Here is a 12,356-nt window from a genome sequence, read left to right on the forward strand (position 1 = left end):
TAAATTTTAATATTAAATTTAAGAGATGATACAAGTTTATAATTGACAGGCTTCTCCTACTGTTAACTTTTAAGTTTACTTGTCTATGTGTTGATTTTCACAAATTATTTTTTCTATTTAAACCTCTATATGTTTCTTGAGGATGTTCAATTACTCTTAATGCTAAAACCATGTCCTTATAGTTTTGAATAATTGTTCGTTTAGGCGCTTCTGGTGATGTGATATTATTGTTTGAAGCATGGCAACTGAATGCTAATATACTAAATAAACAAGTGAAATTGTGGGTCTGGATAATATATATTATATGCAACTTGGCCACCAGTAATGTTAGCGACTCTTTGCCGTCTTTTTTCTTGATTATCAGCTTGATTGTAAATTATTTCTGAAGCTGCCCATGCTTTATCAAAACAGGGGCGGATATATTTTAGAACGCCAATTTAAACTTCCTTATATTATGTTCAGATTTTGCCTTTAAAATATGCTGCGAAACTTCAATATTAAAAGTATAAAAATTTCGCAGCTCATTTAGAGCTTTTTCCTGTTTATTAATATTTTACAGGTTATAGCTACCTAAATATTGTTTTTTATTTTATTGCTGTTGCCAACGCTGCTGAGATTCACGAATAACTTTTTTAGCTTCTTCGATGTCACCCCAGTGTGTTACTTGGGTGGTGCCAGCTTTTTTCAGATCTTTGTAGTGATTGAAGTGGAATTCAATCTGTTTGATCAATTGTGTTGGTAAATCTGCTAATGTTTTAATGGCATTACCATTGTTGCGATCATCTGCTGGGACTACAACAACTTTGTCATCGACCTCTCCATCATCCACAAATTTCATTACACCAATAATCCGTGCTTCTAAAAAGATACCAGTGCTTAGAGGTTGATCGGTAACAATTAAGGCATCCAGCTCATCGCCATCTTCGTCTAGTGTTTGCGGGATAAAGCCATAGTTAGTTGGTTTAGCGAAAATAATGGGTTCTACGCGATCAAGCTTCATTGCACCTAGCTTGCGATCCCACTCTATTTTGTGGTTGGAACCTGCCGGAATTTCGACCACTACATTGATAATACCGCCGTCTACATCTCCGGCATCCAAAATCTGATTAAAATCTGCCATAATTAAATGTCCTGCTTTTGAGTTTAAGTGACCGTATTGTAAACAATGGCTTTTTGTTTGCCCATATTTTATTAGAAATTTAATGGCTAAAATTATAAAAAGCCAAATCATGTCAGACTTGGCTTTTTCATTAATGCTAAATTTTATAACTATTTAGCTCTTTGATTTTGGCTTCAGATTTTTTATCACCAATTAGCATAATAGTTGAGTTCTGGTAAACTCGTTAGCTGTCAGTTTGGATATATAAAGAAATTGGAAGCTGGCAATTGTTAGAAATGGTGCAAAGGTACGATCATCTGGACAATGAAAATTTGCACACACAAGCAGCAAAGATTAACCATCTCATGACAGATACATGTCAAAAAAATGTCAAAACTAGCAAACCAAAGGACTATTCATTAACATCGAAAGAGCTGTATAAAGCATTGAATATAATGTAATAATTGGTAGTGGGTCGTCAGGGGATCGAACCCTGGACAAATGGATTAAGAGTCCACTGCTCTACCAACTGAGCTAACGACCCGAATTTTGCAGATAATTATACGCGTCTTTACATTGGAAGGCAATATCTATCACTGCGATTTAGAGATATTGCCCTTCTTTATTTTATCTTGGGACTAGGCCTTTAATACGCTTTGGCCACCCAGATAAGGCTGTAATGCTGAGGGAATGTTGATGCTTCCATCTTCATTCTGATGGTTTTCCAATACGGCAACCAATGCTCTGCCTACGGCTAAACCAGAGCCATTTAATGTATGCACTAACTGATTTTTGCCATCACTGTCTTTGAAGCGCGCCTGCATGCGGCGTGCCTGAAAGTCTTCGCAGTTTGAACAGCTGGAAATTTCACGATAGGTGTTTTGCGCCGGTATCCATACTTCTAGATCATAGGTTTTGGCCGCGCTGAATCCCATATCACCTGTACATAGTACGATTACCCGATAGGGTAATTCCAGTAGTTGCAGAATTTTTTCTGCATGGCCAACCATTTCTTCCAGTGCTGCATAAGAATTTTCGGGACGCTGGATTTGCACCATTTCTACTTTATCAAACTGATGCTGTCTAATCAGTCCCCGGGTATCTTTACCATATGATCCGGCTTCAGAACGAAAGCAAGGTGAATGTGCGGTTAATTTTTTGGGTAACTCATCTTTGCTCAGAATGCGTTCTCGTACAGTGTTGGTCAGGGTGATTTCTGCGGTTGAAATCAAATATTGTTCTTGTGTATTTTCTTTGTCGCCACTGCTGACTTTATACATGTCTTCAGCGAATTTCGGTAATTGCCCTGTACCAACTAAGATTTCTGGGTTAACAATGTAGGGCGTGTAATGCTCGGTGTAGCCATGCTGCTGTGTATGGGTATCAAGCATAAATTGCGCTAATGCCCGATGCAGTCGCGCTATTGGCCCGCGCATCAATGCAAACCGGGCACCAGACAGTTCTGATGCGCTTTTGAAATCCAATCCTAATGGTTCACCTAAATCGACATGGTCTTTAACCTGAAAATCAAAATGCCGTGGTGTGCCAACCCGACGGACTTCAACGTTGTCGTTTTCATCTTTACCTACGGGGACTTCGCTATGCGGCAGATTGGGAATAGTCAGGATTAAGTTGTTAATCTGGTTTTGTATACTTTGATATTGTTGATCGGTTTTTTCAAGCTCTGTTTTAATCTGAGCAACTTCGGTCATTACAGTATTGGCCTCATCATGTTTGCCCTGTCCTTTTAGTACACCAATCTGTTTGGACAGGTTGTTGCGCTTGGCCTGTAATTCTTCTGTGCGCATCTGTAATTGTTTACGCTGCTGTTCCAGCTGAGAAAAAGCCACAGTATCCAGTGTGTAGCCACGAGTCTGTAATCTTTGGGCAATACTGCTGATGTCTTGACGGAGTAATTGAATGTCTAGCATGATAATTATTTATTTAGTGACAGGTTATAGCCGTTATTGTAAACGATTAGTGGCTGTAATGGAGGATTACCTCTTATTTGGCAAACTGGCTTGAGAAATTTAGTTGCGTAGCCAGCTGTTGTGTTTTCAGGATAAATTCAGTTTGTTTGGCTTTGGCCTTACCTGAATCAATGGCAGTAATCGCTAAATCAACGCCCTCTTCTAATGAGGAAGTGATATCAGCTGCGTAAATTGCTGCGGCAGCATTGAGTACTACTATGTCACGGCATGGTCCTTTTTCGCCATTTAGTACTGCATTCATAATATGCAGAGATTCTGCACTATTGGCAACTTTTAAGGGTTTCAGATCTTCAATAACAGGCATGTCAAATTGTGCTGGATGAATATCATATTCCATTATGGTGCCATTTTTCAGCTCGGCTACGCGAGTTGAACCAGTGAGCGTTATTTCATCCAGACCGTCACTACCATGGACTACTAAAACGTGTTTGCTACCAAGTTGTTTTAATACCCGTGATAATATGCCTACTAAGTCAATATGAAATACTCCTAATACTTGATTGCAAGCCATTGCTGGATTGGTTAGTGGTCCTAAAATATTAAATACTGTACGTACGCCTAGTGCACGACGTACAGGAGCAACATAGCGCATGCTGTTGTGATGGTTGGGTGCATACATGAATCCAACCCCTAATATGTCAATGCACTCTCCCACTTGCTCGGGTGTTAATTCGAGTGCAGCACCCATGGCTTCTATTATGTCGGCTGAACCACTGGATGATGATACAGAACGCCCGCCATGTTTTGCTACTTTGGCTCCCGCCGCAGCCACTACAAACATGCTGGTGGTGGAAATATTGAATGTATGTGCATTATCACCACCGGTACCGACAATATCCACTAGGTTCTCACGCTGCTGCACTGGAACTTTTGTTGCAAATTCGCGCATTACTGTGGCTGCTGCCGCAATTTCCGATACACTTTCTACTTTAACACGTAAGCCAATAAGGATGGCAGCAATGATTTCTGGCGCCACTTCTCCATTCATAATCTGGCGCATTAAATCAGTCATTTCATCATAGAACAATTCGTTATTGTCCAGAAGACGGTTAAGTGCCTGTTGCGGCGTGATCATATTAATTCTTTCTAAGCGTAACTAGTCTGTTAAATGGTTTTACTGCTGCTATCATTTTGGTGTTGTTGCAGAAAATTATGCAACATTTCATAGCCATTTTCGGTGAGTAGTCCCTCGGGATGAAACTGAACGCCTTCGATGGCCTGAGTCTTATGTCTGATGCCCATAATTTCATTATCATCAGTCCAGGCTGTGATTTCGAGACAATCCGGTAATGTTTCTTTGTCGATAACCAGACTATGATAGCGGGTACAGTTTACAGGGTTGGGTAAGTTGGCAAACACGGAGCTATTGTGATGGTAAACCGGTGAAATTTTACCATGCATAACATGTTTAGCACGTACAATATTAGCACCGAAAGCATATCCAATACTTTGATGTCCCAGACAAATTCCAAGAATAGGTACTTTGCCGCCAAAGTGTTTAATGGCTGCTACTGAGATACCTGCTTCTTTTGGGGTGCAAGGTCCCGGACCGATTACAATTTTTTCTGGAGCCAGAACACTTATATCTTGCAAAGTAATTTCATCATTATTTTTAACAATTATTTCTTCTCCTAGCTGACCAAGGTATTGCACGATGTTGTAGGTAAAACTATCATAATTATCAATAAATAGCAGCATTGGTTATGCCTTCTAAGGTAGTATGATTTGTGTAGAACCAGTTTGTTGTCTGCTGTTTCAGAGTAAGCTTTCTAGTGGAAGCCACGAAAGCAATTTGACCCATACGCGCTGCCAAATACTGGTATCGGGTTCATGATGATAAACCTTGGTTTGATTTTTGTCGTTGGTTTTCAACCACTCGAGTTTGCCCTGTGCTGAAAGTTTTACCTGATAGGTTACATCCGGCAAGGCTTCGTTGATGGCCTGATTCATGAATTTTGCCATCTCGGGTGACTGGATAACTACACCCATTTCTGTATTAAGCCGGGCTGAGCGCGGATCAAAATTAAGGGAACCGATGTAGAGCTGCTGCCCGTCTATGGTAAAGGTTTTTGCATGTAGGCTAGATTCGGAATTACCTGTGAAAGCCCGATCACGTGGTCCTTTTAAGAAGCCCTGATTTTTAAGCTCATAAATCTCAACACCCTCTTTTAATAGTGGAATACGGTAATGTACATAACCTGAGTGCACGGCCGGTACGTCAGTTGCAGCCAGTGAGTTGGTAAGAATGCGCACTCTTACGCCTTCATCTCTGAGTTTGAACAAATATTCCAAACCTGTTTGTGTTGGCACAAAATAAGGTGTGATAATTAGTAAATCTTTTTGTGGTTCTACTACAGATGCAATAAGTTCGTTCAGGGTTAAGCTGGCTTTTTTATATTTGAATACTGGTGATTGTACGGTTTCTGATGCAACTAAAAGGCTGTCGGCAGGCTGGTCGGCGTCTGATTGATTTTTGCCTTTGGGCAAAGCTTTATCTGGATTGTCGCTTACTAGAATCAGATGTGCCCACTGGTAATTGAGTGAGCCGTCTAGTAATCGGTTTATAAAATTGTCGCGGTTGTAGGCGTTATCATAGCTATCAGCTCGCAAGTAATTAAAACTTCGGCGCTTAAATACAGGTGTGCTGGCTTGTAGTTTGTTACGACGGTGAACGATTTTGCTGAAATCATACGCTGAAGCACTGTTCCAATAGCGATCGAAATTATTAGATACCTGATTGACGATTGGCCCTATGGTCAGAATATCCAGATCGACAAACAATGTACCTTTACCCATATCAAAATATTCATCGCCGATATTCCGTCCGCCAAGAATCGTTATCTGGTTATCGGCTGTGATTGATTTGTTATGCATACGCCGGTTTAAACGGGCAAAATCTGTTAGGTAACTTAGTGCTCGCCAATGCCGGTGCATAAATGGATTGAATAATCGTATATGGATATTGGGTTCTTGATTAAGGGCAGTTAATACTTTATCCAGACCAACGGTATTGTTATCATCCAGCAGTAAACGGATATGTACACCTCGTTGAGCGGCTAAAACAAGTTCATGGAAAAGTAGCTGGCCGGATGTGTCATTTCGCCAGATGTAATACTGTACGTCTAAACTGTGTTCTGCGGCACGAATCAAAGCCAATCGTGCTGCAAATGCTTCATAGCCATCATCTAGAGGATAGAGGCCAGATAATCCTGGATGTTGGTTAACTAAAGAAGCATTTGCGTAAGCTAGGGAAGATGGAATATCGGCAGCTATATGAGTTTCGATGCTGCGCCCTTCCAGTGATGGCAAGGTTTGACAGGCGTTTAATATACACAGTATGCACAATTTGAGGCATAAGTTACAGGCAAGATTAATATATTTGCTGTTCATGTGTATATTTAGTGCGGGTTATTGAGCTGAAACACTGCATATTGCCTGTATAAATTTATAAACCTAAATCCTGCCATAAGGCATCAACTTTGGCTATGGTTGCGGCATCTTTATAAATTACTTTACCCCATTCTCGATTTGTTTCTCCTGGCCATTTGTTGGTTGCATCTAGTCCCATTTTGCCGCCAAGTCCGCTGATAGGGCTAGCAAAATCCAGATAATCAATCGGGGTATGATTGATTAAAGTTGTATCTCGCACAGGATCCATACGTGTGGTAATAGCCCAGATAACTTCTTTCCAATCTCGTATATTTATGTCATTATCCACGACGATAATGTACTTGGTATACATAAACTGGCGCAGATAGCTCCAGCAACCCATCATTATCCTTTTGGCGTGCCCTGCATATTGTTTTTTGATACTGACAATAGCCATGCGATAAGAGCACCCTTCGGGAGGCAGATAAAAATCAATTATTTCTGGAAATTGTTTTTGCAGTAAGGGAATAAATACTTCATTTAGTGCCACTCCCAATACTGCGGGTTCATCCGGTGGTTTACCGGTATAAGTACTGTGATAAATAGCATTTTCTCGCATGGTAATGCGTTCAACTGTAAATACCGGAAAGTAATCCTGCTCATTGTAATAACCGGTATGATCTCCATAAGGACCCTCAAGTGCCATTTCTTCTGGCTGTATAAACCCTTCCAGTATAATTTCCGCTCTGGCAGGAACGTGCAAATCATTGCCAATACATTTTACCAGTTCGGTACGTGAACCACGTAATAAGCCAGCAAACTGGTATTCGCTTAGGCTGTCCGGTACAGGGGTCACTGCGCCCAGTATGGTTGCCGGATCACAACCCAATACGACTGAGACTGGATAAGGCTTACCGGGATATTTTTGTTTAAACGCCTGAAAATCCAAAGCGCCACCTCGATGAGCCAGCCAGCGCATAATTAATTTATTTTTACTCAGTAATTGCTGACGGTAAATCCCCAGATTCTGGCGTTTTTTTTCTGGCCCACGTGTAACAGTTAATCCCCACGTTATCAGTGGTGCTTCATCTTCTGGCCAGCATTTCTGAATAGGAAGTTGTGTTAAATCAACATTCTCGCCTTCAAGAATGATTTGCTGACAAGGTGCCTTTTTTATAATATGCGGAGCCATGCTCCATAAGTCTTTGAGTAATGGCAATTTGGAAAATGCGTCTTTGATACCTTTTGGGGGTTCCGGTTCTTTCAGGTAAGCCAAAGTTTTGCCTATTTCCCGTAATTGACTAATACTATCTGCGCCCATCCCCATTGCCACACGTTCAGGTGTGCCGAACAGATTAGCTAAAACTGGAAAACGATATGGTTTTCCTGCTTGATTGACAGTCCGTTCAAACAATAATGCCGGCCCTTGCTTATGCAATACACGATCAGCAATTTCTGTTATTTCCAAATGGGGAGATACTGGCACATGAATCCGTTTTAAAAGTTGTTGCTGCTCTAGTGCCGCAATGAATTCACGTAAATCACGATATTTCATGACATGAACTTTCTGGGTTTATTTGCTATGCAGTTGCTGCTGTACGCTACTATATTCACCTGTTAGCATTTGAGGTATAGCTGCCAGAGATTTTTGCATGGCCTCAGTTATTAAACTTTGTTCCTGTGCTTGAGGCTTATGCAACACATAATGGATAACCAGATTTTTGTCTCCGGGATGACCAATTCCTAGGCGCAGCCGATAAAATTCTGCTGTACCCAGCCAGGCCTGTATATCTTTTAAACCATTATGACCGCCGTTACTCCCGCCTTTTTTGAATCTTACCTGCCCACAAGGAATATCCAGTTCATCATGAATTATCAGAATCTCTTCAGGTAGTATTTTGTAGAACTTAGCCAGTGCTTGCACAGCAGTGCCTGACTTATTCATAAATGTTAGTGGTTTAAGGAGCCAGACTTCACCTTCATTCAGGTTAACTCGTGCTACCTGTCCAAAAAATTTTTTTTCTTCTTTTAAACTGGTTTTCCATAATTTGGCCAGTTCGTCTATAAAATCAAAACCTATATTATGGCGTGTATGTTCATATTCTGAGCCCGGGTTGCCCAGACCTACTATGAGCCGGAGATGAGACATGTGTGATCCTCAGTTATATTGCAAGCTGAATGAATTTTAAAAAGAAACTAGTCTTTCTGTAGTGCTCGTCGCCGTCGGTTTTCTTTTGGATCGATAAGTAATGGCCGATACACTTCTATGCGATCCCAGTCGCACAACATATAGTTATCTTTAACTTTTTTACCAAATATACCAATAGGTGCTGTATGAAAGTCAGTTAGCGGAAATCGTTGAGGTAAGTCTGATTGCAGTAAAGCCTGACGTACACAAGTCCCTGCAGGAACTCTACTCTGCCAGAGATGCTGAAGATCAGCTGTAGCATATACTATTTCTATATTAATCTCAGTCATCATAACGCCTGTCTGCTTCCTGAATAAAGGCATCAACCAGTGTGGTGGCAATGTGATTGAACACCGGACCAATAAGCGCAGAAAGTACGGTATTTGAAAATTCATATTCTAGTTTGAAATCAATTTTACAGCCCAGATTGTCGATAGGGGTAAATTGCCAGATGCCTTCCAATTTGCGAAAAGGGCCATTAAGTAAGCTCATCTGAATTTGATTTGGTCTGTGATTGATGTTTCTGGTAGCAAATGACTGACGGATTTTCATGTAGTCCATGTGCAAAACAGCTTCCAGAAATTGCTCATCCCGTTTTAAGATATCGGTGCGATTGCACCAAGGTAAAAACTTTGGATAATCTTCTACTGTGTTGACTAGATCGAATATGTGTTCGGCACTGTGTAGTACCAAAACGCTTTTTTCAACTGTTTTCATTTTTTGTCACATTAATAGCTTATATGATGAAGTTGTCTGCATACTATTTAAGCTGCCAAAGATAAAAATAAATGTTTAATTTCTGTCCATGCGTCGCCGTCTTCAACACCTTTAATTTGCCGGTCGATATGCGCACATGTCTGTAAAGCACTGAGTAGACGTTTAACTCCGATGCGTCTTGCTGCCTGCGGCGCCAGTGTTTGCCTGTCGCCCCATAAACGTAGACTGTGGCGTAATTCACTGATCGCTTTACCCTGCTTTAATGCAGCAAGTAAACGCAACAGGATACGTATATCTTCGCTAATAACCCACAATAATAATACGGGTTCATTGCCCTCTGCTGCTAAACCATCAAGTAGGCGCAACATGCGCACTGAGTCCCCACTCATCCAAGCTGTTGATAACTGAAAAACATCGAAACGTGCCACATTGGCCACTGCTGTCTGCGCTTCGGTTAAGGTAACGACATGGCCTGCTGAATGAATAAGAGCTAGTTTATCAATTTCCTGTCGCGCTGCTAAAAGATTGCCCTCCACTTTTTCTGCAAATAACTCCAGAGCATCATTGTCGATGGCCAACTTAACATCAGCAAGACGGCTCCTAATCCATTGCGGTAAAGCGGTTTGACTAACTGCTTTTGCTTCCAATACACGAGCAACTTTGGCCCAGCTCGAAAACCATTTACTTTGAATTTGCAGACGTTCTAGTTTAGGTAGTATTAGAAGCAGGCAGGTATTTTCCGGCAATTGTTCTGCCAGATGTTGTAGTACGGCTGCACCCTCTTTACCAGGTTTACCTGAGGGTATATGTATTTCCAATAATTTTTTATCCGCAAATAAGCCAACAGATTGTATCGAAGCCAGCAGAGATGACCAGTCGAAACCAGTCTCTACAACTACAGTTTCTCGCTCGTCGTAGTGCTGTTCGCGTGCTGCTATACGAATGCTGTCTATAGCCTCTAGCCGCAGCAGATCTTCTTCACCATGAATCAAATAGGCTGTGGCTAAAGGCTGGGTAGATAAGCCGCTCATTCGTCGGTAGTCATTACGGGCAGAAAAGCCAGACGGCGTACAATTTGCTCAGCCGCATCTGTGCGCATATCACGCCAGATCATGCGCTGTTCATCTTCCTTAGCCAAGACTTCGTGATCAGAATAATCCATATAGCGGTTTACAGTTACCTGAATTGGATCCCCCAGTGGCTTATCATGACGATAGGCTTGTACACTGACATTTAGTGACAACATGTATTCGCTGGTTCCACCAGACAAGTCAACTGCTGATGTAGACGAATTCTGAGTAGCTGAAATGACTTTTATCACCACTTCCGGCTTTTCGGCATCCACGACAATATCTGGCTGTCGTCGCAGTGCGACTTCCAGTGCTCGTTGCATACTACCGCCATCAATTTTCCAGCTATGATACGGCATTGGGGCATCAAATGCAGAAGTGCCTTTCAGATGAAAGCCACAGCTAGTTAATCCGAATAAGATAATCAATACCAGCCAGTTTTTCATATTTGATCCTTATAAAGCTCAGGCCAGTTTGCTGCGCAGTAGAGATTGAACCTGTTGTGGGTTAGCTTTACCACGTGAAGCTTTCATGACTTGTCCAACTAAAGCATTGAATGCTTTCTCTTTCCCAGATTTGAATTCTTCTACAGATTTCTGGTTAGCGGCAAGTACTTCATCAATAATTTTCTCAATTGCGCCAGTATCAGTCATCTGTTTGAGGCCATCACGTTCAATAATAGCATCTGCAGTAAGATCACTGTCCCACATGGTTTCAAAAACCTGTTTAGCCAGTTTGTTACTTAAGGTATTGTCTGCAATCCGGCTTATCAAACCGGCCAGACGTTCGGCGCTGATTGGGCTGGCTGAGATATCTACACCGGCTTTGTTCAGTGCAGCGGCAAGTTCTCCCAACATCCAGTTAGCAACTAGCTTGCCATGTCCGCTTAATTTAGCTGCCTGTTCAAACCAGTCGGCCTGAATGTGATTGCTGGTTAGCAACCTTGCATCATAGTCAGAAATACCATACTGTTCGATAAATCGGCTAGCCATTTCTTTTGGCAACTCCGGCATGGCTGCTTTAGCAGCATCCAGCATGGCATCGGTAATTATTACTGGCAATAAATCTGGGTCGGGGAAATAACGATAGTCATGTGCATCTTCTTTGCTGCGCATGGCTCGGGTTTCACCTTTATTCGGATCAAAAAGGCGGGTTTGCTGGATAACTTTACTACCGTCCTCAATCAATTCAATTTGCCGCCCCACTTCATAATTAATCGCCTGTTCCAGAAAACGGAATGAGTTTAGGTTTTTAATTTCACAACGGGTGCCAAACTCTGTCTGACCTTTCGGGCGCACTGAAACGTTGGCATCAATTCGGAAAGAACCTTCTGCCATATTCCCGTCACAAATGTCCAGCCACGTTACCAGACTATGCATTGCCCGGGCATATGCAACAGCATCAGCAGCTGAACGCATTTCTGGTTCGGATACTACTTCAAGCAAAGGTGTGCCAGCACGATTCAGGTCAATACCTGTAAATTGTTCAAATTCATCATGAATAGATTTACCGGCATCTTCTTCCATGTGTGCTCTGGTTACGTTAATGGTTTTTACTTCGTTACCTACTACAATTTCCAGCTGACCATGCTCTACAATAGGCAACTCCAACTGGCTGATTTGATATCCCTTGGGTAAATCAGGATAAAAGTAGTTTTTGCGATCAAAAACATTTTTCCGGTTAATCGTGGCACCTAATGCCAGCCCAAGTTTAATGGCTTTATTAACTACTTCACGATTCATTACTGGTAAGGCACCAGGCAAAGCACAGTCCACGACATTTGCCTGAGCATTAGGAGCAGCACCAAATGCAGTTGATGAGCCGCTAAAAATTTTTGACTGTGTATTCAACTGAACGTGGATTTCCAGACCAATTACAGTTTCCCAATTCATTCTGTCTTCTTTCAATTCGTATACTGGCAG

12 protein-coding genes and 1 tRNA gene are annotated in these 12,356 nt (G+C 41.7%); all 13 read right to left on the reverse strand.

Going from position 1 to position 12,356, the window contains the following annotated elements; genetic code table 11:
* Positions 1-589: 589 nt before the first annotated feature.
* Positions 590-1,120, reverse strand: a complete 531-nt coding sequence (locus tag MJ761_RS03215; protein ID WP_093090439.1) for an inorganic diphosphatase — start codon at positions 1,118-1,120, stop codon at positions 590-592.
* A gap of 450 nt (positions 1,121-1,570) precedes the next feature.
* Positions 1,571-1,643, reverse strand: a tRNA-Lys gene (locus MJ761_RS03220).
* Between the two features lie 94 nt (positions 1,644-1,737).
* Positions 1,738-3,030, reverse strand: a complete 1,293-nt coding sequence (gene serS / locus MJ761_RS03225) for a serine--tRNA ligase (RefSeq protein WP_093090436.1) — start codon at positions 3,028-3,030, stop codon at positions 1,738-1,740.
* A 73-nt stretch (positions 3,031-3,103) separates the two neighbouring features.
* Positions 3,104-4,165: an anthranilate phosphoribosyltransferase gene (gene trpD, locus MJ761_RS03230; protein ID WP_037405524.1), complete on the reverse strand. Its 1,062-nt coding sequence runs from the start codon at positions 4,163-4,165 to the stop codon at positions 3,104-3,106.
* 29 nt (positions 4,166-4,194) lie between these two features.
* Complete coding sequence (locus tag MJ761_RS03235) at positions 4,195-4,788, reverse strand: anthranilate synthase component II (protein WP_093090433.1); 594 nt, start codon at positions 4,786-4,788, stop codon at positions 4,195-4,197.
* Positions 4,789-4,845: 57 nt separating this feature from the next.
* Positions 4,846-6,480 (reverse strand): phospholipase D family protein, encoded by a 1,635-nt coding sequence (locus MJ761_RS03240; protein WP_093090431.1) that lies wholly within the window; start codon positions 6,478-6,480, stop codon positions 4,846-4,848.
* Between the two features lie 55 nt (positions 6,481-6,535).
* The gene (ubiD, locus tag MJ761_RS03245) at positions 6,536-8,014 is read right to left on the reverse strand and encodes a 4-hydroxy-3-polyprenylbenzoate decarboxylase (RefSeq protein WP_093090428.1); all 1,479 of its coding nucleotides are present in this window, start codon (positions 8,012-8,014) and stop codon (positions 6,536-6,538) included.
* An 18-nt stretch (positions 8,015-8,032) separates the two neighbouring features.
* The gene (gene pth, locus MJ761_RS03250; RefSeq protein WP_093090425.1) at positions 8,033-8,608 is read right to left on the reverse strand and encodes an aminoacyl-tRNA hydrolase; all 576 of its coding nucleotides are present in this window, start codon (positions 8,606-8,608) and stop codon (positions 8,033-8,035) included.
* 47 nt (positions 8,609-8,655) lie between these two features.
* Complete coding sequence (locus tag MJ761_RS03255) at positions 8,656-8,937, reverse strand: RnfH family protein (protein WP_093090423.1); 282 nt, start codon at positions 8,935-8,937, stop codon at positions 8,656-8,658.
* Positions 8,930-9,364 carry a type II toxin-antitoxin system RatA family toxin gene (locus MJ761_RS03260; protein ID WP_093090421.1) on the reverse strand — a complete coding sequence of 145 codons (435 nt, stop codon included), beginning with the start codon at positions 9,362-9,364 and terminating at the stop codon, positions 8,930-8,932. Before MJ761_RS03260 ends, MJ761_RS03255 begins: the two co-directional genes overlap by 8 nt.
* Before the next feature lie 47 nt (positions 9,365-9,411).
* Positions 9,412-10,395 carry a DNA polymerase III subunit delta gene (gene holA / locus MJ761_RS03265; protein ID WP_093090419.1) on the reverse strand — a complete coding sequence of 328 codons (984 nt, stop codon included), beginning with the start codon at positions 10,393-10,395 and terminating at the stop codon, positions 9,412-9,414.
* A complete protein-coding gene (locus tag MJ761_RS03270) occupies positions 10,392-10,880 on the reverse strand; it encodes an LPS-assembly lipoprotein LptE (RefSeq protein WP_093090417.1) in 489 nt (162 codons plus the stop codon). The genes holA and MJ761_RS03270 overlap by 4 nt, the downstream gene beginning before the upstream one ends.
* Positions 10,881-10,898: 18 nt before the next feature.
* Positions 10,899-12,341, reverse strand: a complete 1,443-nt coding sequence (gatB, locus tag MJ761_RS03275; RefSeq protein WP_255356332.1) for an Asp-tRNA(Asn)/Glu-tRNA(Gln) amidotransferase subunit GatB — start codon at positions 12,339-12,341, stop codon at positions 10,899-10,901.
* Positions 12,342-12,356 lie beyond the last annotated feature (15 nt).

This window comes from Snodgrassella communis (assembly GCF_914768045.1).
In the GTDB taxonomy this organism is placed as follows: domain Bacteria; phylum Pseudomonadota; class Gammaproteobacteria; order Burkholderiales; family Neisseriaceae; genus Snodgrassella; species Snodgrassella communis.